The 21,693-nt window shown below is 41.5% G+C and carries 25 protein-coding genes; 11 read left to right on the top strand and 14 right to left on the bottom strand.

Annotation, left to right across the window (positions count from 1 at the left end; translation table 11 throughout):
- Positions 1-576: 576 nt before the first annotated feature.
- The 4 genes from B2Z67_RS08020 to B2Z67_RS08005 all read left to right on the top strand — a co-directional run bounded on the left by B2Z67_RS08020 (position 577) and on the right by B2Z67_RS08005 (position 4,826).
- The gene (locus B2Z67_RS08020) at positions 577-3,147 is read left to right on the top strand and encodes a glycoside hydrolase family 95 protein (protein WP_291529301.1); all 2,571 of its coding nucleotides are present in this window, start codon (positions 577-579) and stop codon (positions 3,145-3,147) included.
- 101 nt (positions 3,148-3,248) lie between these two features.
- Positions 3,249-3,899, top strand: coding sequence for a hypothetical protein (locus B2Z67_RS08015; protein ID WP_291529299.1), 651 nt, complete (start codon positions 3,249-3,251; stop codon positions 3,897-3,899).
- Between the two features lie 77 nt (positions 3,900-3,976).
- Positions 3,977-4,528, top strand: coding sequence for a cob(I)yrinic acid a,c-diamide adenosyltransferase (locus B2Z67_RS08010; RefSeq protein ID WP_291529298.1), 552 nt, complete (start codon positions 3,977-3,979; stop codon positions 4,526-4,528).
- A 76-nt stretch (positions 4,529-4,604) separates the two neighbouring features.
- Positions 4,605-4,826, top strand: coding sequence for a DUF2795 domain-containing protein (locus B2Z67_RS08005; RefSeq protein WP_007212024.1), 222 nt, complete (start codon positions 4,605-4,607; stop codon positions 4,824-4,826).
- A gap of 98 nt (positions 4,827-4,924) precedes the next feature.
- Here B2Z67_RS08005 and B2Z67_RS08000 read toward each other — a convergent pair whose 3' ends face one another.
- Positions 4,925-5,479, bottom strand: a complete 555-nt coding sequence (locus tag B2Z67_RS08000) for a hypothetical protein (protein WP_291529297.1) — start codon at positions 5,477-5,479, stop codon at positions 4,925-4,927.
- A gap of 293 nt (positions 5,480-5,772) precedes the next feature.
- On the opposite strand from B2Z67_RS08000, the gene B2Z67_RS07995 reads away from it, so the two are divergent.
- Positions 5,773-8,286: a DEAD/DEAH box helicase gene (locus B2Z67_RS07995; RefSeq protein ID WP_291529296.1), complete on the top strand. Its 2,514-nt coding sequence runs from the start codon at positions 5,773-5,775 to the stop codon at positions 8,284-8,286.
- Here the strand turns inward: B2Z67_RS07995 and B2Z67_RS07990 are convergent.
- From B2Z67_RS07990 to B2Z67_RS07975, 4 genes are all read right to left on the bottom strand, one after another.
- A complete protein-coding gene (locus B2Z67_RS07990; RefSeq protein ID WP_291529295.1) occupies positions 8,281-8,664 on the bottom strand; it encodes a DUF3037 domain-containing protein in 384 nt (127 codons plus the stop codon). The genes B2Z67_RS07995 and B2Z67_RS07990 overlap by 6 nt on opposite strands.
- Positions 8,642-9,424 carry a HipA family kinase gene (locus tag B2Z67_RS07985; protein WP_291529300.1) on the bottom strand — a complete coding sequence of 261 codons (783 nt, stop codon included), beginning with the start codon at positions 9,422-9,424 and terminating at the stop codon, positions 8,642-8,644. The genes B2Z67_RS07990 and B2Z67_RS07985 overlap by 23 nt, the downstream gene beginning before the upstream one ends.
- Positions 9,425-9,514: 90 nt before the next feature.
- Positions 9,515-10,264: a LytR/AlgR family response regulator transcription factor gene (locus B2Z67_RS07980; RefSeq protein WP_291529294.1), complete on the bottom strand. Its 750-nt coding sequence runs from the start codon at positions 10,262-10,264 to the stop codon at positions 9,515-9,517.
- A 79-nt stretch (positions 10,265-10,343) separates the two neighbouring features.
- Positions 10,344-11,390 (bottom strand): sensor histidine kinase, encoded by a 1,047-nt coding sequence (locus B2Z67_RS07975; RefSeq protein ID WP_291529293.1) that lies wholly within the window; start codon positions 11,388-11,390, stop codon positions 10,344-10,346.
- Between the two features lie 337 nt (positions 11,391-11,727).
- Here B2Z67_RS07975 and B2Z67_RS07970 point away from each other — a divergent pair, with 337 nt between their 5' ends.
- The 5 genes from B2Z67_RS07970 (at position 11,728) to B2Z67_RS07950 (ending at position 15,204) form a co-directional block, all read left to right on the top strand.
- On the top strand, positions 11,728-11,916 hold the full coding sequence (locus B2Z67_RS07970) for a hypothetical protein (protein WP_291529292.1): 189 nt from the start codon (positions 11,728-11,730) through the stop codon (positions 11,914-11,916).
- Positions 11,897-12,160, top strand: coding sequence for a hypothetical protein (locus B2Z67_RS07965; RefSeq protein ID WP_291529291.1), 264 nt, complete (start codon positions 11,897-11,899; stop codon positions 12,158-12,160). The genes B2Z67_RS07970 and B2Z67_RS07965 overlap by 20 nt, the downstream gene beginning before the upstream one ends.
- Positions 12,161-12,202: 42 nt before the next feature.
- On the top strand, positions 12,203-12,418 hold the full coding sequence (locus tag B2Z67_RS07960) for a DUF3873 family protein (protein WP_291529290.1): 216 nt from the start codon (positions 12,203-12,205) through the stop codon (positions 12,416-12,418).
- 175 nt (positions 12,419-12,593) lie between these two features.
- Positions 12,594-14,372 (top strand): AAA family ATPase, encoded by a 1,779-nt coding sequence (locus B2Z67_RS07955; protein ID WP_291529289.1) that lies wholly within the window; start codon positions 12,594-12,596, stop codon positions 14,370-14,372.
- A 22-nt stretch (positions 14,373-14,394) separates the two neighbouring features.
- A complete protein-coding gene (locus tag B2Z67_RS07950; protein WP_291529288.1) occupies positions 14,395-15,204 on the top strand; it encodes a hypothetical protein in 810 nt (269 codons plus the stop codon).
- 649 nt (positions 15,205-15,853) lie between these two features.
- Here the strand turns inward: B2Z67_RS07950 and B2Z67_RS07945 are convergent.
- From B2Z67_RS07945 to B2Z67_RS07935, 3 genes are read right to left on the bottom strand one after another with little or no spacing between them, the layout of a single operon-like run.
- Positions 15,854-16,444, bottom strand: coding sequence for an MBL fold metallo-hydrolase (locus B2Z67_RS07945; protein WP_291529287.1), 591 nt, complete (start codon positions 16,442-16,444; stop codon positions 15,854-15,856).
- Positions 16,434-16,838: a hypothetical protein gene (locus tag B2Z67_RS07940; RefSeq protein ID WP_291529286.1), complete on the bottom strand. Its 405-nt coding sequence runs from the start codon at positions 16,836-16,838 to the stop codon at positions 16,434-16,436. The genes B2Z67_RS07945 and B2Z67_RS07940 overlap by 11 nt, the downstream gene beginning before the upstream one ends.
- Positions 16,826-17,653 (bottom strand): nitroreductase family protein, encoded by an 828-nt coding sequence (locus B2Z67_RS07935; RefSeq protein ID WP_291529285.1) that lies wholly within the window; start codon positions 17,651-17,653, stop codon positions 16,826-16,828. Before B2Z67_RS07935 ends, B2Z67_RS07940 begins: the two co-directional genes overlap by 13 nt.
- A 95-nt stretch (positions 17,654-17,748) precedes the next feature.
- Between B2Z67_RS07935 and B2Z67_RS07930 the strand changes: the two genes are divergently transcribed.
- Complete coding sequence (locus tag B2Z67_RS07930) at positions 17,749-17,922, top strand: hypothetical protein (protein WP_291529284.1); 174 nt, start codon at positions 17,749-17,751, stop codon at positions 17,920-17,922.
- A gap of 61 nt (positions 17,923-17,983) precedes the next feature.
- Here B2Z67_RS07930 and B2Z67_RS07925 read toward each other — a convergent pair whose 3' ends face one another.
- The 6 genes from B2Z67_RS07925 to traM all read right to left on the bottom strand — a co-directional run.
- Positions 17,984-18,181, bottom strand: a complete 198-nt coding sequence (locus B2Z67_RS07925; RefSeq protein WP_291529283.1) for a hypothetical protein — start codon at positions 18,179-18,181, stop codon at positions 17,984-17,986.
- Between the two features lie 16 nt (positions 18,182-18,197).
- Positions 18,198-19,316, bottom strand: a complete 1,119-nt coding sequence (locus B2Z67_RS07920; protein ID WP_291529282.1) for a PIN domain-containing protein — start codon at positions 19,314-19,316, stop codon at positions 18,198-18,200.
- An 87-nt stretch (positions 19,317-19,403) separates the two neighbouring features.
- The gene (locus tag B2Z67_RS07915; RefSeq protein WP_291529281.1) at positions 19,404-19,841 is read right to left on the bottom strand and encodes a TraQ conjugal transfer family protein; all 438 of its coding nucleotides are present in this window, start codon (positions 19,839-19,841) and stop codon (positions 19,404-19,406) included.
- A 26-nt stretch (positions 19,842-19,867) separates the two neighbouring features.
- Complete coding sequence (locus tag B2Z67_RS07910; protein WP_291529280.1) at positions 19,868-20,443, bottom strand: conjugal transfer protein TraO; 576 nt, start codon at positions 20,441-20,443, stop codon at positions 19,868-19,870.
- A 1-nt stretch (position 20,444) separates the two neighbouring features.
- A complete protein-coding gene (gene traN, locus B2Z67_RS07905) occupies positions 20,445-21,452 on the bottom strand; it encodes a conjugative transposon protein TraN (protein WP_291529279.1) in 1,008 nt (335 codons plus the stop codon).
- Positions 21,453-21,498: 46 nt separating this feature from the next.
- A partial coding sequence (traM, locus tag B2Z67_RS07900; RefSeq protein WP_291529278.1) for a conjugative transposon protein TraM occupies positions 21,499-21,693 on the bottom strand: 195 nt, incomplete at its 5' end.

Genomic DNA, 21,693 nt, shown 5'->3' with positions numbered 1-21,693 from the left:
TTTTGTACAGCGATAACCCCTTTTGAACTCCTGCAATATGAATAATACAGGCTAAAGCATTCAACCAGATGTTATGTACAAAGTTATCCTGTAATCATCCCTTAGAAGATTCTTATTTTGCTTTTAAGGAGGATTTTTCTTGCCAGAGAGAAAAATCCCCCTATTAGAGAGAAAAGTCCTCCTGCTGCTTTGGTCATACAGTCCTCGTTCTATATGCTGCTTTCACATTATGAACAGCTACTTATCGACTTTAGCCTGCATTATTCATACTGTAGTTAGAGGAGTTATCACTTCGTTAGTAGTTAAGGAGTTAAAGCCAATACTCCGTGAATCGTATAACAAGACTATCGGCTTTAACTCCTAAGCCAACTTGTTGGCTGATAACTCCTTTAACTCCTCTAACTCCTGAAGCCTGAATAATGCAGGTTAGCCTGCATTATTCAGGTTAGTCAGAAGCGGGAAGTACAGATAAAACTTCGCGCTTCTGACTAAAACTCCTCCAAAAGGAGTGGTTTAATCTGATTTTAGTATTATTTTTGTGTCGATATACAATAACTTTAAATGCTAATTAGTATGATGAAAACTCTTTCTGCCTTTTTTCTATCACTTGTAGTATGTGCTCCTGTTGTGGGAACTGCACAGACAATCCCCGGAGATAATCACAACCATCAGCTTTATTATGTTTCCCCGGCTGCCATTTGGGAAGAAACCCTGCCTTTGGGTAACGGTCGTTTGGGCATGATGCCCGATGGAGGTATTGAGCGGGAACATATTGTATTAAATGAAATCTCTCTTTGGAGTGGCATGGAAGCTGATTACGGCAACCCGGAAGCTTCCCGAAGTTTGCCTGCCATTCAACAACTCCTGTTTGAAGGTAAAAACGAAGAGGCGCAAGAATTGATGTACAAGAGTTTTGTGCCCAAGAAACCTGAGACGGGCGGCACCTATGGCAGTTATCAAATGCTTGCCGACCTTTATATCAATTTTAATTTTCCCGTCGGAAAGAAATCTTCTTCTGCCAATGGTGTTTCTCCGGTGACTGATGCACATGATACGACTCCGGTGCTCAATAGTGCCGCTTCAGTGACTGACTACCGGCGTTGTCTTGACCTGCGCGATGCCGTAGCTTATACTACCTTTACGAAAGACGGAATTGATTACCGGCGTGAGTACTATACCTCCCGTGATAAAGATGTGATGATTATCCGTCTGACTGCCGGTCGCCGCCGTTCCCTCTCTTTCACGGCTTCCCTTTCCCGTCCGGAGCGGGGGAGTGTGTCTTTTGTTCCAAGCACCGGGAAGAATAGCGGCACTCTTTTGCTGGAAGGCGCTCTGGACACCGGTAAGCCGGGTCAGGATGGCATGAAGTACCGTGTTGCCATGCAATTGGTTTCCAAAGGAGGCAAACAGAACATTTCTGCCGAAGACGGCATTACGCTGGAACAGGGAGAAGAAGCATGGCTGATAGTGTCCGCCACCACTTCCTATGCTGCCGCCGGGACTGATTTCCCCGGAAGCCGTTACAGGGAAGTCTGCGACAGCTTGCTGAATGCTGTGGTGCAATCCGGCTCTTCATTTCCGACCCGTGCTTCGCAGCTTAAGGACTCCCATATTGCCGCCCATCGCGCTCTTTACGACCGGGTATCTCTGACTCTTCCCGGTACGGAAGACGACAAGTTACCTACGAACGAACGTATTATCCGTTTTACCGAACGTGAGTCTCCCGCTTTGGCCGCTATCTATTACAATTATGGCCGTTATTTGCTCATTAGCACTACCCGCCCGGGAAGTCTGCCGCCAAACTTGCAGGGGTTGTGGGCAAATGGAGTGCAAACGCCCTGGAATGGCGATTACCATACCAATATCAATATCCAGATGAATCACTGGCCTCTTGAACAAGCCGGACTTTCGGAGCTTTACCTGCCTTTGACCACTCTTGTGGAGCGTCTTATCCCTTCCGGCGAAGAAACCGCCCGCACTTTCTATGGCAACAACGCACGGGGGTGGGTGCTTCACATGATGACGAATGTCTGGAATTACACCGCTCCCGGCGAACATCCTTCCTGGGGAGCAACCAATACGGGAGGTGCATGGCTCTGCGCCCATCTTTGGGAACACTACCAATACAGCCATGACCTTGATTATCTGAAACGGATTTATCCCATACTGAAAGGCGCTTCCGAGTTCTTCTTTTCCACAATGGTACGCGAACCCGGACACGGCTGGCTGGTGACCGCTCCCACTTCTTCTCCCGAGAATGCTTTCTTTGTAGGAGACGACCCGACACCCGTCAGTATCTGCATGGCGCCTACTATGGACGTGCAGTTGTTGACCGAACTGTACACCAATGTAATAGAGGCTGCTTCCATCCTGAAATGTGATGATGACTATGCAGCGAAGCTTGATGCGGCATTAAAAGAGTTTCCCCCCATGCAAATCAGTAAAGAGGGATATCTGCAGGAATGGTTGGAAGATTATAAAGAACAGGATGTGCATCACCGGCATGTCTCTCACTTGTATGGTTTGCATCCGGGAGCTCTCATTTCTCCTGAAGCTACACCTGAATTGGCGGATGCCTGTCGCGTAACGCTGAATCGGCGAGGCGATGGCGGTACGGGTTGGAGTCGTGCCTGGAAGATTAATTTCTGGGCGCGCCTGGGAGATGGCGACCGTGCCTGGAAACTGTTCAAGAGCCTTCTTTATCCGGCTGTCAATCCGCAGACTAAACGTCATGTCGGCGGAACATTCCCCAACCTGTTTTGCTCACATCCTCCTTTCCAGATTGATGGAAATTATGGGGGTGCTGCAGGCGTCGGTGAAATGCTGATGCAAAGCCATGAGGGTTTTATACACTTGCTTCCTGCGTTGCCGAAAAGTTGGGATATCGGTAGCTTCCGTGGAATGAAAGCGCGTGGCGGTGTATCTGTTGACTTGGAATGGAAAGATGGAAAAGCTGCTAAAGCTACGCTTACGGCAATGGTTTCAGGGAATTTCCATTTGAAAATGCCGGCAGGTGTCAGTCAAGCAAAGGTTACAATAGGCGGGCGGAGCAGTATTTGCACCGACAAGGTGATTGTTCTGTCATTACCGGCGGGGGAAACTTGTGAGTTGTTGTTTGAGAATTCCGGAACTCCTAATGCAAATTGACTGGTTTTTATTAGCCTGCATTATTCATACTGTAGGCAATAAGCAGGAGTAATGCAGATTAGCCTGCATTATTCAGGCTAAATATTTAATGCAATATAGATATGAAGAACAGATTATCTTTATTCCTCTTTGTACTGACTCTGAAGCGCCCTTTCATCTGGTTATGCCGTTTTCGGTACCGTTGCGGTTATGGTGTACATTCACCTTTTGCTTTTAACTTGATTACACAGGTGATTTATGAAAATACTCCTTATCATAAATATAAGGATTTGGCAGAGGAGCAGAAAAAGTTGTCGTATGAAAGAGGTGAATACTGGAAGTATGAATCCAGGAAAGTGAAACGTCTTTTGTTCCGGTTAGTCAATTATGCCCAGCCCAATACGATTGTGGATGCCGGCAGGATTGCCGCATCTTCACTCTATCTGAAAGCAGGGAAGGAAGGGGTGGACTATACTTCTGCATCCGAACTATCCGGACTTTTCCTGGAAGCCGGCGTACCTGTTGATTTCTTGTATCTGCACGATTACCGTCATCCGGAATTTATGGAAGAAGTGTTCCGCATCTGCGTTACTCGCACTACCCGGAAATCTGTTTTTGTCATCGAGGGAATTCGCTATACCTCGCAGATGAAAGCCCTCTGGAAGCGTATGCAGCAAGATGAACGAGTGGGGATTACATTTGATCTTTATGACCTTGGAATCCTCTTCTTTGATAAAACAAAGGTGAAACAAGACTATATTGTTAACTTTTGATTATCTTTAGACGGTTGATTAGTGATTAACTGTTAATCACTAATCACTAACCCCTAATCACTAAATATTCGTTGCTTATGAAAATATATACTAAGACCGGTGATAAAGGTACTACCTCATTAGTAGGCGGTACGCGTGTTCCTAAAACCCATGTCCGTCTCGAAGCGTATGGCACGGTGGATGAGCTGAATGCTAACCTGGGTTTGCTTATTACTTACCTGTCCGATGAAGAAGACAGAACGTTGGTTCGCCATATTCAGGACCGTCTTTTTGCTGTCGGTTCCAATCTGGCTACAGACCTTGAAAAGACGGATTTAAAGTATGCCAGCGTCATTCATCCCGAAGAGATAGAACGTATTGAGCAGGAGATAGACCGTTTGGATAAACTGCTTCCTCCGCTGCGCGCATTTATATTGCCCGGTGGCAGCCGTGGCGCATGTGTATGCCATGTGTGTCGTACAGTGTGCCGGAGGGCGGAACGTCGCATTCTGTCTCTTGCCGAACAATGTGAAGTAACCCCTGATTTGCTTGCTTATGTGAACCGTTTATCCGATTATTTGTTCGTTTTGTCGCGGAAGATAAATCAAGAAGAGAAAAAAAATGAAATATTTTGGGAGAATAAGTTGTAAGTGAAAAATTTTATTATACTTTTGCCGAAAAATAGAAAAAATGATTTAATATTCACAATTTTAATACTTAGAATTTATGTATTGGACATTGGAATTAGCATCTAAGCTGGAAGATGCTCCTTGGCCGGCAACCAAGGACGAATTAATTGATTATGCCATCCGTTCGGGCGCTCCGCTTGAAGTGATTGAAAACTTGCAGGAAATGGAAGATGAAGGTGATATTTACGAAAGCATAGAAGATATTTGGCCTGATTATCCCAGTAAAGAGGATTTTTTCTTCAACGAAGAGGAGTATTAGCGGATAATTTGTGAAGCCTTTAATAAGGTTTTAGATAGAATAAAGAAGAGGGGGCGATTTTTCAATCGCCCCCTCTTCTTATAATGCTTTTCATCCGTTTACTTGTCTATACCGAAGCAGGACACAATAATGCTCTTCTCATCTTTAGTATTGGGATTTTTCACGATTACTCCTATTTCACCGGCTGGCTTTTCCTTTAAGGTAATCAAATATGAACTTTCTCCGAACTTTTTTGCAGAAAATCCTAATTGTTTCAATTTATTGTCTGTTTGACCGCCAAATGTAGCAAGAGAGGAAAGTTCTGCCGTCCTTTTCTTCTTACTTGTCTCAAATTGGAAAATACTGATGATAGATAGCGGATCAGAATTGTTATCTACAGCTCTTACAACTAATTTGAAGTCTCCATCTTGAGATGCTCTTACGCTTGCAGCATTTCCTTCGACATTAATTTTAGTTTTTATATTTCCCACGCCAACAATATACATTGAAGCACTTGCTTTAGTTTTTATCGTTATAAACTCTTTATCCAAAGGCAAGACTTGGTCTCCATTAATGAGATTTACTTCACCTACAAACTCGGGTTCTTGACCCTCTTGTGCATAACATGGCATTATGGAAATGCACAATAAAAATAATAGAATAAACTTTTTCATATAATAAATTAATTAAAGATGGTGTCTGTTGTTTGGTGTGCAAAGATATCACTTTCTTTTATAAAACAAATATTTGATTGGGAATTTTGTTTTTCGTTATAAAATAGGTACTGTGTGTACTCTTTTAGTGTTTTTTTATTAAAAGTTATTTTATTGTTTTTCTCTTTTAGTTCTATAATTCAACCGTTTTTTTATATTCGGGTGCAATTATTATATCAGTATTTTTATTGAATAAGTCTATAACTCAATATTTTCACTTATATTTGTGACAAAATTAATTCAATGTATTACTAATGACTGGTATTCAGAAAGATAAAGCGCAACAGTTACCGCAACTAAAAGAACGGCACCTGCCCGAACATTGCCGGGAGGCAGTACATGCACTTTTGAGAGAGATTTATGGGTACGAACAGTTTCGTGACCTGGAAGTGTACAACGATTTGTTCAAGGGAAAGGACACGTTCCATATCTCGCAAGGGCAATTGATAGAAAGCGTAATAGCTGAGGCGGAGAAAGCGAAAAATGCCGGAACGGAGAAAGTGCAAAACGCCGAAGCAGAGAAAACGCAAAATGCCGAAGCAGAGAAAGCACTCACCGCAGCAGCCGAAGTGGACAACATCCTGCTTACGGCACCCACCGGAGCAGGAAAATCCCTGCTGTTCCAGTTGCCCGCCATCTATCTGGGCAATGAATACGGACTGCTGACCATCGTTGTATCCCCCCTGAAAGCACTGATTGTAGACCAGGTAGAAGGCTTGCAGGATTTAGGATACACGCGCGTAGCCTATGCCTCCTCCGATTTATCCCCCGAACAGAAAAACGAAGTGTACCGGCAAGTGCATGAAGGTGAAGTCGATTTATTCTATCTCTCGCCGGAATTGCTGCTCTCGTATGACATCAGGCACTTTGCCGGCGAACGTCGTATCGGTCTGGTGGTAGTGGATGAAGCCCATACGGTGACTACCTGGGGCAAGGAATTCCGTGTAGACTATTGGTTCCTGGGACGTTATCTGCAAAGCCTGAAGAAAAACCTCGGCTATGCATTCCCGCTCTTTGCACTCACAGCCACAGCAGTCTGGAATCCGAAAGGAGGCAACGATATGGTGTTTGAAACCATCCGTTCGCTGCAAATGGATCCCTGTGTGCTCTATGCAGGTACCGTGAAACGCCAAAACATCGGTTTCGACATCCGCCAGATGGAGATGGAAGAAGGTGAAACGTACGATAAAGCCAAGCAACGCGTAGTGGCAGCACGGGTAGACGACTTCCTTGACGGGCACAAAACCATCCTTTACTATCCCTTTGCCGGAGGTATCGATATGCGCCTGAAGACATGGGTGAAACCGGTAGACTGGCATCTGGTAGCCTCTTACTACGGCAAGAAAGATAAGGAACAGAAAGCAGCAATTGTACAAGAGTTCAAAGAAGGCGAAAAGCGAATGATTGTAGCCACAAAGGCATTCGGTATGGGTGTGGATATCAGCGACATCGACCGCGTGTATCATGTGGCGCCGTCCAGCACGTTCGTGGACTATATACAGGAGATTGGACGTGCAGCCCGCGACGCAGATATCCACGGCGTTTCGGCAACAGACTATCATGAGCGGGACTTTTATTACATGAAACGTCTGCACGCGGCAGGCAATATCGCACAGGAACAGTTATCGCTGATACTGAAGAAACTGATGGAAGTGTACCGGATGAAAGGCGGAAAGCAGGAAATGCTCGTGTCTCTGTCCGACTTCGAATTCGTGGTGAAGCTACCGCGGATGAAGAACAAACTGGAGTACGAAGCAGAACTGGGACAGTTGATTAAGACAGCCTTGCTGTGGCTGGAAGATGACTTGAGCCACCGTTACGGCAAGAAACTGCTGGAGGTCAGTCCGCAGAACCTACTGACGGAAGGCTACGTACAGGATAAGACGGGCGATACTTTTATTCGTGAATTCGGAGCTTATCTTACGAAAGTATCCGGTACGGAAGATGTCTACACGGCACGTCTGGAGAAACTCTGGGAAGAGCGTTTCGCCGAGTTGGGATACAGAGAGTTTAAACAGAAATTGAATGGCGGTACGCTGTGGGAAGGCTCCCGTGCAGTGTCTGTAGGCAAACATGATGTGCTGCTGAAAGAAGATGCAGCGGTAATTCGCCGGCGGATGGATGCACTGTTCAATAGCCTGAAGAACCTGCTGGTAGATAAACTGCGTAAAACGAAAGGCCGCTTCGATGAAGAAGAATTGCGTGCGATATTTGCCGAACATAACATGGACGTACCGTCGGCAAAACGTTTCATCGGCTCATTGCTGGAGTCGCGTACGGAAGAAGGTCGTAGCGTGAGCTACATCAGCAGTATAAAGAAGAAGGACTCCAACGAACTCTCTTTTACGGTAACAAAAGGCTTTGATTTGCTGTTATCCCGCTATCAAAAACTGTTCAACCAGCGTATTGTAGGCAGTAAAGGCGACCGTCTGTTGTTTTACAGTACCCCATTCTCCGACCTGAATATGTTGCTCAACCTGCTTTCCATGCTCGATTGCCTTTCGTTCAGCGTTGAAGGCGGCGGTACCCCCTGCGTATCGGTTGCTTTCGATGAACCCGAAATCCTGGAGCAACTTGCAGCTTCCGACGAATACCACAACCTGATTCTTGAAAATAACGAGAAGATATTCCTGGAGCAGATGGAACTGTTCTCCTTCTTCTTCGGAACGGATGGAATGGACGATGCGCAGCGTTGGGCGTTTATCGAAGACTATTTCACCGGAACGGGCGTAGAGGAGTTGAAAGCAAAGTACGCTACTCCGTCATAGAACCAGCTCTTTAAATAATCGTTCTAACGTCCTGTCCAGATTGTCGGAGAAACCGGCATGTGGGCGAGACGTTTGAATACAGGAACTCCTTACGGCAGTCAGCCAGCGGAAACGTTCCGGTACGTCGAGCCGGGCAATGGTACCGCCATCTCCGGCACCCACACATATCTTATTGAACACATCCAGGTGCGTAAAGACCAGTTCACGGTCTACCTCGGAAACATACAGCCTTAACTTCTCCTCATCCACATGGCAGGCGGACTTGATGAAGTTCTCCTTTTTCGAGAAAAGGATAACTCCCACATTGAAGAACTCTTCGCGTTCCACTTTGGGAACCAGTCGGATAACTGCGTACTCATATAAGTGTTTTCCTTGCATTCTGCGCTTCTTTTACAAAGGTTTCGGAATGTGCCAGTCTTTCGGTCAGAAAGCGGGTGTATATATCTCTGATTTCTTCGGGAGTCTCGTGCGTATCGTTCCAGTGCAACCAGTCATTGGGGATGAGCGAGACGATTTCCCGTATCTTCTCCCCGGTCAGCAAGATGCGCAGGGAGGCGTCGGCTTCTTCGAGTCGGGATGCTTCGGGTAGCAACACATGGCTCTTGATATAGGCGAAGGGGCTTCGGGCATGTTTCTCCCAGTTCTCCCACGAATGATGGAAGTAGAGTGAGGCGCCCTGGTCGATGAGCCAGAGTTCCTTGTGCCACATCAGCATGTTGGTGTTGCGCGAGGTGCGGTCTATATTAGTAAGATATGCATCGAGCCAAACGATGCGCGAAGCCAGGTCGGGGGAGACTTTGGTAGCCACGGGGTCGAAGGTCAAGGCTCCCGACAGAAAGTGCAGCCCGAGGTTCAGTCCGCGGCTGGCTTGCAGCAGGTCTTGTATTTCTTCGTCCCCTTCGGTGCGACCGAAGGCTTCATCAAGGTTCAGGAATACCAGTTCCGGTACTTTTAGCCCCAGCGCGCGTGCCACTTCGCCGCCAATCAGTTCGGAAATCAGCGCTTTCGTGCCATGGCCGGCGCCGCGGAACTTCACGACGTACTTGAATTCGTCATCAGCCTCGGCAAGTGCAGGCAGCGAGCCGCCTTCGCGCAAGGGGGTGATGTAGCGGGTAAGGTTGACTGTTCGCAATTCTATCATGATTCTCCTTTCCGAAAATAGTTAGGCTGCCTGTTGTGGGGGTAGCAGTTGCAAATGTACATGAAATCATAGAAAAAACCAATGAAATCATTTACTTATAAGCTTTCGGTACACCACCGAATTTAAGAATGCTTCTTTCCTGTATTTGGAAATTGGCAGTTCGTTTCCATTGACGAATAAACGCCTTCCGTTAATCCTGTCTATTTGGTTGACATTTACCAGGTATGAGTTATGCACTCTGAAAAAATGGTCTTTAGGCAGTATCTCTTCCAAAGAGGACATGGTTTGGTGGATAACGAGCGTCTTGTCCGCAAAGTGAAGTTTTAGATAGTTCTGCATGGATTCCACAAACAGTATGTCTTCCCAGTTTATCCTTTGGAACGAGTCATCCTGCCGGATATACATATCTAATGTGCGCCCGTTGTCCTTTTCATCAGGCACGATACGCGATTTATATAAATCTATCGCCTTTTGTGTTGCCTGGAAGAAACGCTGAAAGGTGTACGGTTTCAGCAGATAATCAACAACATTCAGTCTGAAGCCGTCCAATGCAAACTCGGTGTATGCGGTGGTTAATATCGTTAGAGGTGGGTTCTGCATGGATTCTAACAGTTCCAAGCCGGTGAGGCGAGGCATGTTTATATCAAGGAACATTAAGTCCACATCCTGTTTCTTTAATACTTCTACGGCTTCTATCGCCGACAGGCATGTGCCGGCAACTTCAAGTGAATCTATGTCTTGAAGATAGTCGATAACTCCGTCGATGGCATACTCTTCGTCATCGACAATCAGGCACTTTAACCTTAAGTCCGGTTGTTTTGAAATGATATTTGCCATAAGTAAATGTTCATGAATTAGTTTGTACTTTGACAGATACTATAAGATAATTAAACATGAGTACTTAGTTGTTATAGTATTATCCTACAGTATGAATAATACAGGTTATAGACAGTGAGACTGAATATACTGTGTCCGTTTCGCTTATCTGTAAATGATATCTGTCCGGATAAAGAATCTCCAGGCGCTTTCTGATGTTCTCCAAGCCAATACCCGATGCTTCGCGTTTTTCAACGACCGGGATGTCAGCGTATTTAGAGTTCTCAACAAACAGGATGAGTTCTCCATCCCTTTGCGTCAAGTCAATACGAACATAGCCTTTCTCTGTTTTTGAACGGGAAACGTGCTTAAAGGCGTTTTCTACGAAGGTAATCAGCAACAAAGGAGAAAGCATGGCGTTATCATCTTCTACACTCCAGGAGCATTCCACGTCTAAATTATTCTTCCACCTGATTCTTTCGACTTCTATAAAGTCTTTCAGAAAGCCAACCTCTTGCCCGACACTTACAAAATCTTTCTTCCCACTGTACAACTGATAGCGTAGAATGTTTGTGTATTGCACAAGAACGGTTGATGCCAAGTCCGGCTCTTTCCTTATCAACACATTGACATGGTTTAGTACGTTGAACATGAAATGCGGATTAATTTGTTCCTGAAGAATCTGTAGTTGAGAATCAATCAATACTTTTTGCAATTTCAGGTTCTCCGCAAAGAACCTTAACCCGCAGAATCCGAAATTAATCAGTAAGGCGGAAACAAACGAGCCTGCGAAATCATGCAGAATAGAATTCTCCCCACTAAGCATTGGAGAGCGGGGGAAGATTCCTGTCTTCTCTAAATAATTGAATACGATGAAAACACAAATACTCAGGCATGTAGCTATCAGTGTAATAAAGATAAGCTGAAGGATGAAAGGCAAGAGTTTCCTTTTCCTCATAGCCTTTTCAAGCAGGTTCTTACTTAAGAAGGTGGTGAACGGGAATAGTGTTGCCACGTAAAGCAATGACATTAGTGCAGCTTCAGTGACGGTTGAACTGTGCGAAAACTGTATGAAAAGAACTAACCATAGTCCTGACCATATCCAGTAGATGTATCTGTCGAATCTCTCTAAGAAATTATGTTTCATAGTGCAAAGATAATCATATTTCCCCAAAGTAGTGTGCAATAAGGATTTGAACAGTTAATATTCAGCGATAGGTAATGAGATAGAAACTACCTAACCGCTTTACCTCGCTTCATTTTTCATCACTTCAAATAACTCTTTTTGAATCTTCTACAAAGGTAAACATTATCTTCAAAACCCAAAATAAGGACGAAAATATTCGTCTGCATTTAACCGATTTTCAAATCTATTGCTATCGCAATTATCTATTCTCCGGTATCGTTCCTCTTTCCCATTCCTCATTACCGGAAGTATCCTAATCGGCTATTCTTCCTTTCGATTGGCAAAGGTATCCCGGAGTGTGAAACGAAAAATTCATGCCCTTTCGGGTTTTGCAGGAAATCTTCCTGCTGCACTTCGTTTGAGCGTATTTCATGCAAAAAATTTGTCTGTATCACCCCTCCGACCTTTTGCCGCCAATACGAAACAAAAAACAGCCGACCTGACGGATGCCGCAGAAAAAAAAAGTCATGGAAAAGAGAAACGATAGAACGAAACAAAATAGCCTCACTTTTGGAATTAACATAAAATTGATGCTTAGGTTGGTATGTGTAGTCGTATGTGTATGGTTGCTGACAAAGGTGAGTGCTGCTGTATGGTCATTATTGGGCATGGTGATGATATACCTGTTTGTCCGCTTACTGATTAAGTGTGTGTTCAAACTGATAAGCATCCTTATCTCCGTTTTTCTTTTCCTGCTTATCGCTTCTTTAATCGTAGTATTCATTTTCTAAAAAATTACAATTATTTTTCTAACAATTAATAAAGCAATAGATATGAAAACAAATTCAATCAATGACAGTAATGGCTGTTTGGTATGCAAAGCAGGACAAGAAAATTACACCACATTTGTAGTGGGAGCGTTCAGAGGGACGGAGTACTACCAATATGATTACCGCCATACGGATGGCGAACTATTTTCAACAGTCGCTAAAACACTGGAAGAATGTCGAAAACGACGGGATGAATGGCTTTCTAAAAAGCAGGAGTAAACGGACGGCGGAGAAATCCGCCGTTACTTTTTCTATGACTTGCTAAGCGGCGGGGAGAAAAAGTATCAAAAAGCCTTTTAGATTACCAAAACTATATATGGCTTTATTTCAAATAGTTATTGGTGTTAAATTAGCTAATTTCGACTGATTGGTATATCTTTGTGAAAAAATATATATGAGTGAAATTTCAAACATAACTATTCAGAACATAAAAGGATTTGGAACAGTTGATAATTCTTTTGATACCAAAATAATTTCTGGTAAAATAAATATTCTTGTAGCTCCGAATGGTTTTGGGAAAAGTTCCATTACAGCAGCCTTTGATTCTTTAAAGACAGGGAAAATAGAATTAGACAAGAGAGATTTGCATCAAGGGAATGCGACATTGACTCCCTTATTTTCGATAACAGAAAATGGTGTAGTCTATACCGCAGACAAAACCATAAATACAATTTCTAGCCGTTTTAAAATTTTTTGTATCAAAAACCGTATCAATGCAAAAGCTGTAAGCAAAAATATGGGAAGTTTTGTCAGCACAAGCGGGCATTTGAGCATTGATAGTATCGAAGTTGTGAAAACAATTCCCGGAAAATCTGTAATACCTTATTCTATTAGCGATATTAAAAGAGATTTTGGAGCTAATGCGAGAGTGTTACCTAACATTTCAGCTGATATAATCAACAATAAATCCTTTTTATGTGATTTGCAAACACTTTACTCAGATTTAGATAAATTTTCCGCAAAGAAAAGAGTTGACTTAATAGAAGAGGTACTAACCCATATACACGCCCTATCAGGGACAGTAGAAAATATTAAAAACAATTTCAATCCGGATTGTCTGACCCAATTAAAACAAGAAGCATCCTATATGCCTATTATTGAGTATATAAGAAGAGCTTTCCCAAATTTATCAGAGTTAGATCAATTTTCATATTTTTATCAACTTCAATCTCTTTATCATAAACATAAAACGGCATTCAAAGATTCTGTAAAAAGAGCAGATTATGAGATCTTTAGAGATGTTTTTAATGAGAATCTCATATTGCTTGGGGCAACGTGGAAAAATATTAAAGCTACAGAAGAAAAAAAATCTTTAGTTGTTAATTTTCCTCATGCAACTGATATATCTTATGGTCAGCGAGATGTCTTAACTTTGTGTATTATGCTCCAGTGTGTAAGAGCTAAAGTTAGACATGGAGATAACAGCATTATAATAATCGATGAAGTTTTCGATTATTTAGATGCGGTCAATATGACAGCCACGCAATACTATTTGTCTGAAGCTATTAATGATTTGAATAAATATTGTAATATCTATCCCATTATCATGACTCATTTGTCTCCTGAGTATTTTAGAAATTATGTTTTTTCTCCTAAAAGGATGAATATCCAATATCTGAAAAATGTCCAAGCCTTACCAAATGCAAATATGCGCAAATTATTGGCAAAAAGAGAAGATATATCTGTCAAAGATGATATAGCCAAACACTTATTGCACTTTTCAACAGGAAAAATAAATAAAAGAATTGAATTTAGAGCTTTAGGGATTGCTGAATTATGGGGAGAACATCCAAACTTTCTTCAATACACAATTGATGAGACAAATAAATACTTAGCTAATAATACTGATTTTGAGCCGTATGCTGTCTGTACCTGTGTTCGAATTAGAATAGAAAAATTGGTTTATGACTTATTAACTGATGCAAGTCATAAACAGACTTTTCTTGCTAAACATGGAACAAGACTGAAACTATCATTCGCTGAAACTATTTTAGGAGAATTGCCGGATATTTATTTTATGTTAGGAATAATATATAATGATGCTGAGCACTTGAAGGATGAGAATAGTGATAAGCCTATTATTTATCGTTTAAATCATATAATAATAAAACAAATGGTTGCAAGGCTGTTTTCTTATATTGGGACTCCAATTGTACCTGCCCACATTCATTGACAACTAAAAAACGTAAAAAGATATGGATGAATTGCGATATTTTGAACTAGTTAGACTCCAATCATTAGTATATTGTCAGCTATATATTTTTATGCCTGAAGATAAAGAATTGTTAAACCCTATTGGGTTTGGAAGTGGATTCCTTGCTGATTACAAAGGCAAGCCTTTTCTTATAACAGCTGACCATGTGCTTCATCGCGATGATTACGAAAATACAGAAATTAGGACTGGTAACGAATATATTATTGCCATTGTTAATAATGTAAATAATATAGATGATAATATATCCACAGTTTTAACTCCTTTGAGTGAATTCTATTATGCGGAAAGGATCAATCTTACAAATGCAAACGAAGATTTGATCGATATTTCAGTGTGCTTGCTAAAGAATATCAACTTTAAATATCCTTTTTTGACGCATGAGATTTCTGTATATGGAAACATAATACAACCAGCAGGAATAGAAAAACAATTTTATGACACATCCCAATTTACAGAGCCAACGAATGAACAGAAATACTCAATATGTGGGGTTGTAAGAAATGATATAGTTGGAATAAAAGGCATACGTACAAATGCTCTCTATAGCAATATCTCTTATAATGGAGCAGCCAGAAATTATTTTGTTTTTGAATACCCAGATGAGATTATAGAAGATGATTGGGTTGGACTTAGTGGTGCTCCAATGTTTGATTATGAAGGTAATATTGTTGGAGTTGGTCATCGTGTTTTAGGCAATGGAATATGGGTTACCCCTATAAAATATGCAAAAATGTTGATGGAGTCAGCAGTAACCAATCTATCCCTAAATGAACATCCTACGAAACTATAAAAAGATCAACAAGTATTTTACTGATTATTTTCCAATAGATTATCTAAAAGCTCTATATTTGCATCCGTAATGAAGCAATCTACATTTTTATAGAAAAATCTCCTTCGTCTTTGTCAATATCTAAAAGTAGCACTCATTAGAAATTGTTCTGATTTAGGAATTTGATATTTACTTGCAATAGTTTCCCAATTTGAGACTACAGATTTATCCTTTAGTAAGTTTGGGGTAATAGCGCTGTTCTTGTCTCTTCCATTTTGATTTATATTTTGAGCAAATACGGCTCTTCAATTCTAAATATAAAGCATTATTTCGATGAAATAATTTCATTGAAGCCCAGTTTTTACAGCGGACAATTTCTGTTAAACAGAAGCACCCCGTTTGTTTAACAGAAATATTTTTTTGTTAAACAAAACAGGTGGCGTTTGTGCATGTAGTAACCTGATTTTGGTTGACTGTTTTTTATCTTGCCCCTGTAGTCGGTTGACTGGTTTATGTCGTATTTTACGGCTTATATAGCTTCAATTCTCCCAAGCTACCAACATATTTTTCAAGGTCTGTTACCGGAAATGGTTTTCCATGAGAAGGCAAAATCATTTTTGCACCACAATTCAGCATCGTTTGCCAACTTCTTCTGTAATCATCCAAATCCTCAATCCAAATGATATTTCTGTTGATACTTGGAAATCCATTCATAGTCGCATCGCCACAAAAAAAGCAATTCGTCCGAAGTCAGCAATCCGATTGAATCTTTGGTATGTCCCAGCAAGGATATAATTTTGAGTGGGATTCCTTTTTCTTCAAGGAATTGAGTATGTCCATCCCAAAGCAATGTGTCAGTCAATTTTTCGACTACAGGAAAATTATGAGATCCTTTCCCGAAAAGAGTGAACAGGCCGACAAAGCCTTTAGCCAATCGGGATGAGTAGCCGCCGTCCCAGACATTTTGACCCAGCAACAACCTTTCAGGAGATTGGCTATCCATAATAATGGTGGCATTTGTAGCTTGTTTCAGTTCGTTCAAATAGCCAACGTGGTCATCGTGAGCGTGGGTTACAAAGATGTATTTTATCTCCTCCATGCTTATCGAAGTTCGTTTCAAACCTTTGCAGAAGCGGTCAAAACCTCCGGCGTACCCTGTGTCGATAACAACGTAGCCTAAAGATGTTCGGAGTATATAATTATTTAGAACCCGATTGCCGATGTTTACATATTCCATCACTATTTCCCTTTTAGAAGTCATATTGCTTATACTTTGCAAGTTCCGGTGGAATATCTGTAACTCCTACAGCTTTGAATATCATATTTCCGCCCATTAATACGTCATCATAATCAACAATCCATTCCTTTGAATTATACCCTTTTATCTCGTATATTTTTATGGGAGGTGGAGTCTCCATTTTTCGGATTCCTATTTGATTCCCTATAAATTCGGAGAAAGTAAGCGTTCCACCTCCGCCAAACACACCGAAAGGGCGATAAGTTACACTATCATAATTCAATTCTACACATCCTAATTCAGAGTTTGTAGTTTCCAAATATTCAGGGTGTTTCGTTTGATTATTCGAGTTACTACATCCTGTTAGAGCTAATTGCAATATAATTAGTGAGAAAAAAATAAATTTTATAAGTTCCATAGGAACTTGTTTATAACCATCGGTTTTCGGTCGATATACTTTTTGAATGAATACTTGGGCATACCCAAAGCCATTCCGGCGTATATATCGCCCTCGATGCCTAACGCTTTTTTGATGATTCCTTCTTTATCCATCGAAGAGAACATATAGACATATCCGGTGTAGAAATGTCCGACTTTCAGGCTCTCAGCCATCAGTGAAGCGTTTTGATATGCAATATTCGCATCGGCAGAGCCATTAGCTGTGGAATGTATCAAAATCAAAGCCTTAGCACCTCTCAGTATCAAATCTGTTCCCTGTTTGTATGATATGCTCAACCGGCTCATCATGTTCAGCATCTCCTCATTGCCCGAATCTTTCCATGCTGCGAGTTGTTGGTCGATTACCTTTATGGTATTGGCTGTAACTTCCTGCAAAACCCTGTCGTTGGTAACAAGCGTATATTGCAAAGTTTGCCTGTTTGCGCCCGTAGGTGCAAAGTGGGCAGCTTCCAGTATTTTATCCAATAATTCCGTCGGCACTTCCTTGTCGGAAAACGAACGGTTGGAGCGGCGTTTGCGAATCAGTTCCATCACAGCATCGGGAGAAGGAAGAAGCGACTCATTCACTTTGTGGACAGTTTCGGGCGGAAAGGTAGAGTGTGTTACCGAGTCGGTTGGGCATATTGCTACGCATTGCCCGCATTCGATACAGGTTGGAAGGTTGTTGATGCCTATTTCACTTTGCTTGCCTTCCTGCGTCAAAATATGAGCAGGGCAGACGCTAACGCATTCTCCGCAGCGGATGCACGTTTGTTCAATCGTTAATGTTATCATAATTTTCGTATCTATTGAATTGTCCTTAATGTAATTACATGCTTCGTATTGCTTGCAAAGTTACTATATTTGCAGTGATTATCCTCTAAAAAGTTATGGCAGAAGTATTTTACGATATGTCGCATCTGACAACAGACCAACTTCGGTCTGAACTACCACAAGGATTTTTCGGCAGCTTGCACCTGCCGCCCAAGTATCTGAAAAAACTTATCGCAAAATATGCGCTGGTGAGCAAGGTCACCAATGTGGAGAACTTGACGGTTGAGTAGTATTTGATAGGGATGGCTAAAGGTGGGGTGATGAATTAGATGAGCGGATTACAAATCAATTTCATTCATTCCCGTTTACTTGCTCTATGCTGATTATTTGATATGGGACTCCGGTTTTTATGCCTAATTGGTTTTGAACATAATCATTAATCCATATTTTTGCATTTATTTCACGCGGTTTATTGCTATTGATGTTATCCATAAATTCCAAACTATGAATTTCTCCGTTTACTCTGAATGTTACAACAAACTGTTTCATCTCATTTATTTTTTTATTAAAATCTATTTTGATAGTCTATTTCTGGGCGAATAATTTCTATATCATCTGAAAGTATCTCATCAAAAGCTGCATTAACAATTAACGACATTTTCAACCTAATCGGAACCGTTTTTGAAGCTGCCATATAATGCTTATTCCAGTCATTGTCCCAAATGTATGGTAACTCATCTTCGTCCATACACACTGCATCACTTTTGAAAATGAAGAAATCAAACTCACAATCCACATCTACATTAATTTCAACAAGAATTTCTTCCTCTGAAATTTGTCTAACATCTGTTACTGTAAATGAAGGCTCATCAACACCAACAACTGACGGATTTTCGAATTCTTGTCTGAATGGACTTTCTTCATAATCAAACTCGCGATGTGATAAGTATTTTATAACTCTATCTTCTATTTCTGAATTTAAATCAATATCATTATACTGTTTATTTTCATTCAGTTCTGTTAATATGCTTTTGAATACTTTCTGTTGTGGCTTTACGTAGTCATCAATGAATATGTCAATTTCTTCTACAATCCTAACATAATCTTCTTGAAATCCATTATTTGCTAGATCTTCTTTCAAATCAGGATGTAGAGAAAAACCTTTTTCACAAAAATCCTTATAGTTCTTATTGATGAAAACAACTTTAGGAGTATTAAATAATTCGGATGATTTTTCACATAAAGATTTTATACTCTCCCAAATCAAAGCATCTCGATAACCTTTTCCACTTTCCTGAAATGGTTTTTTCCTCGCTAAATCTCTCTTAACAAGCTCTTGGTGTTTAATAGTTGGATATGGAATGATTTTTATCTCTAATTTTTTTATTTGTTTTCTAAATTCTTTTTTATATTCTTCTACCTCGTTAAGAATATATTTGTCGGTAATAGGATTATCAAAATCCATTTCTCCTATAAGTCTTTTTAAATCAGATATTCCTTTGTCTATTTTGGATTTTCCTAAATGAAGTTGTTCCTTATATTTATTAATTGATTCATCAATTACCAACTCTGGTATATATACAGTACCACCTATTGAGTTGGTAGATTCACACAGATTCTTAATTTTCGCACCTTTAAGGTGGAAGTCGCTAAAAATAATATTTGTATCAAGAACAACTTTCATTTATAACTGTTTTTTGCAAAATTACCCATAAAAAAACACCTGACAAGCATTTATCAGGTGTTTTTCAGCAAGTTACTAAAAGATAGTTTATTCAGCAATATTTTCTTCCTCCCCCTGCTCATTACTAAACGCAAAAGTCACCGGGAACTCCTTCCCGAACGAATCGAAAAACACCACCTCTATATTATGCGCATCATCAGACAGCGAACGGAAATACAGCCGGAACGAAGTATCCGTCAGTTCGTAAACATCATTGGGCAGGAACGGCTCTCCGCCGTCCATCCATAATTCACCTGCCCCGTCATATTGGAAATACCGCAGATAATAGCGGGTATTACTGTATTCGCCCTGCCGGTGCAGCATACAGCGTATTTCAGCCACCTCGTTTACCTGCAACCTTTTGGGCACAGGCAAGTGAGTAACCGAGAATTCATAATCCTGCTGAATATCAATATCGTCGCTACAGGCACACGCTATTGCAGCCAGCAATAGCGTAAAAAGTATGTAAGATAAGCATTTTCTCATTTCTTTGTTTTTTATTTGTTAAACACCTAATTAATAATGAATTTCAGTCCCGCCCCGATTTGTGTATGGAACAGGTTGATGGACGAACCGCCCAAAATACGTTCCCTGACGTTGAGCAGCAATACAATGCGGTCAGACAAATATGTTTCCACCTCGAAAGTTACCGCTCCGCCGTACAGGAAATTATCATCGCTGGTAATCGTAGAACCATCAAAGAGTAGGGATTCTCCCCAGTTTACCGTTTCATATCCCGCCATCGCCGAAGCTCCGATAGAAAAGAAAACCGTTTTGCTGGGGTCACTCAGGAACTTGTAGTAATACCCGCCCTCCAACGTAAACTGAGCAGTGGGTATCAACTTTGTTTTATACCGATATGACTTTTGCAGGTACTCTCCGCCAAATACCCAGCGGTCGCCGCTTTTCGTATAAGAGGCGAGGGCTATACCACCCGCAAAGGCTTGCTTGTCGCCTTTCTCCAAATTGAAACCATCTACGGCACTTGCTGTAAACTGTATCCCTTTTTGCCCCGGCAGGTAACGCTGGGCGTGTGCCTGCCCACAGAGGGCAAGACACAAAGTCATCAATAATACAATCCGTCCCATGTTATTTTATTTTCAGTTCGTTGATTTGACGTGCGCGAATCAGGTCTGCATTTTCAATAGTAAAGGTCTGATTTCGACCTCCGTTCTTCTCGAACACTTCGATAATCAGTTGCTTGTCGGCGGGAATGGTGATTTTATCCAATGCAAATACTGTTCGCTCCGTCTGATTGGCGCCAACGGACGAAACGAAGTTATAAGCCCTGAGTGGATAGATAACAGTTTCCTGCATACTGGTACGTTTTGCCAGCTTCTTATCCACGATTTTCATCCGCACGAAATCAATATCGAAAGATACGTTGGTCGAGTTCTGAATCTGCGTATGCAGGTACAGCAGGTTATTGTGCGAATAAATTCCTTTCAGGGTGTACTGAATACCAAAACGTTTTCCGCCGATATGCTTGATGTGCCGTTTGTTGTCGGTATAGATAGCACGGTTAATCAGGTACACCACACGGGGCGATTCGTTGCCAAGTTCCTTCAGGTAAATGTCAAGCGAATTGTTTGGACGGTTGGTAGCGATGCCATCATGCATAAAGTCCTTCATCTCGATATTGAGCTTTTCCGGTTCATCCGCATATTTTACATTATAGGTATAATAACTTCCTTCGTCCGTAATCACGGCAAGATTAGTTTCCGTTTCAAAACCTCGAATAGCAGCTTTCACACGCAGAATATTTTCCGAACTTCCCGCTTTTCCTGCAATGATATTCGCCGAACCCAAGTCCACATAGCGGATAGGCGAGGGAAAGATAATATGCACGGTTTTGTTAAAAGTAACCTCTAATCCGTAAGGCGGAATCATCCGGTCGAAGGTGATTTTCTTGGTCAAACCTTCGTAATAATCCCCGAATGTGGGATTCAAGACTTGTTGCAAGTCTTCCTGCATCTCTTCGGTTGTTTGAAGCATTACCGGAACCACTTCATTCGGTTCCGTATTGTTTTCTGTCTGTGCATGAACAGACAGTACACTTGTCGCTATGATAGCGAATAGTAGAAAATACTTTTTCATTTGAATTTGAATTTGAATTAATTTGTGGATAAAATAGATTTGATAATTAGTTTTGTTTCGGCAACAGCAGCACCCGATAACCGTTTTTCAGATGTACTTTCACCTGCCTGATTTTCTTCTGCATATACTGGCTGACACCCTGTATCGCCCCTTTGGTCAGGTCGGAAGTGATTTGCGCCCCCGCATCATCGGTAATCGTAAAACTCGAACCAACCGAGCTTCCCATATTGGCGGCAATTTC

Origin of the sequence: Bacteroides sp. UBA939 (assembly GCF_002293435.1) — a bacterium.
Classification (GTDB): domain Bacteria; phylum Bacteroidota; class Bacteroidia; order Bacteroidales; family Bacteroidaceae; genus Bacteroides.
Note: the sequence above shows the minus strand (reverse complement) of the source record. Positions and strands in the feature narration are given on the sequence as shown.

Excerpts from the sequence above, each read along its gene's own strand:
- B2Z67_RS08020 (WP_291529301.1), top strand. The coding sequence starts at position 577 with ATGAAAACTCTTTCTGCCTTTTTTCTATCACTTGTAGTATGTGCTCCT.
- B2Z67_RS08015 (WP_291529299.1), top strand. The coding sequence starts at position 3,249 with ATGAAGAACAGATTATCTTTATTCCTCTTTGTACTGACTCTGAAGCGC.
- B2Z67_RS08010 (WP_291529298.1), top strand. The coding sequence starts at position 3,977 with ATGAAAATATATACTAAGACCGGTGATAAAGGTACTACCTCATTAGTA.
- B2Z67_RS08005 (WP_007212024.1), top strand. The coding sequence starts at position 4,605 with ATGTATTGGACATTGGAATTAGCATCTAAGCTGGAAGATGCTCCTTGG.
- B2Z67_RS08000 (WP_291529297.1), bottom strand. The coding sequence starts at position 5,479 with ATGAAAAAGTTTATTCTATTATTTTTATTGTGCATTTCCATAATGCCA.
- B2Z67_RS07995 (WP_291529296.1), top strand. The coding sequence starts at position 5,773 with ATGACTGGTATTCAGAAAGATAAAGCGCAACAGTTACCGCAACTAAAA.
- B2Z67_RS07990 (WP_291529295.1), bottom strand. The coding sequence starts at position 8,664 with ATGCAAGGAAAACACTTATATGAGTACGCAGTTATCCGACTGGTTCCC.
- B2Z67_RS07980 (WP_291529294.1), bottom strand. The coding sequence starts at position 10,264 with ATGGCAAATATCATTTCAAAACAACCGGACTTAAGGTTAAAGTGCCTG.
- B2Z67_RS07975 (WP_291529293.1), bottom strand. The coding sequence starts at position 11,390 with ATGAAACATAATTTCTTAGAGAGATTCGACAGATACATCTACTGGATA.
- B2Z67_RS07965 (WP_291529291.1), top strand. The coding sequence starts at position 11,897 with ATGGAAAAGAGAAACGATAGAACGAAACAAAATAGCCTCACTTTTGGA.
- B2Z67_RS07960 (WP_291529290.1), top strand. The coding sequence starts at position 12,203 with ATGAAAACAAATTCAATCAATGACAGTAATGGCTGTTTGGTATGCAAA.
- B2Z67_RS07955 (WP_291529289.1), top strand. The coding sequence starts at position 12,594 with ATGAGTGAAATTTCAAACATAACTATTCAGAACATAAAAGGATTTGGA.
- B2Z67_RS07950 (WP_291529288.1), top strand. The coding sequence starts at position 14,395 with ATGGATGAATTGCGATATTTTGAACTAGTTAGACTCCAATCATTAGTA.
- B2Z67_RS07945 (WP_291529287.1), bottom strand. The coding sequence starts at position 16,444 with ATGACTTCTAAAAGGGAAATAGTGATGGAATATGTAAACATCGGCAAT.
- B2Z67_RS07940 (WP_291529286.1), bottom strand. The coding sequence starts at position 16,838 with ATGGAACTTATAAAATTTATTTTTTTCTCACTAATTATATTGCAATTA.
- B2Z67_RS07935 (WP_291529285.1), bottom strand. The coding sequence starts at position 17,653 with ATGATAACATTAACGATTGAACAAACGTGCATCCGCTGCGGAGAATGC.
- B2Z67_RS07930 (WP_291529284.1), top strand. The coding sequence starts at position 17,749 with ATGGCAGAAGTATTTTACGATATGTCGCATCTGACAACAGACCAACTT.
- B2Z67_RS07925 (WP_291529283.1), bottom strand. The coding sequence starts at position 18,181 with ATGAAACAGTTTGTTGTAACATTCAGAGTAAACGGAGAAATTCATAGT.
- B2Z67_RS07920 (WP_291529282.1), bottom strand. The coding sequence starts at position 19,316 with ATGAAAGTTGTTCTTGATACAAATATTATTTTTAGCGACTTCCACCTT.
- B2Z67_RS07915 (WP_291529281.1), bottom strand. The coding sequence starts at position 19,841 with ATGAGAAAATGCTTATCTTACATACTTTTTACGCTATTGCTGGCTGCA.
- B2Z67_RS07910 (WP_291529280.1), bottom strand. The coding sequence starts at position 20,443 with ATGGGACGGATTGTATTATTGATGACTTTGTGTCTTGCCCTCTGTGGG.
- traN (WP_291529279.1), bottom strand. The coding sequence starts at position 21,452 with ATGAAAAAGTATTTTCTACTATTCGCTATCATAGCGACAAGTGTACTG.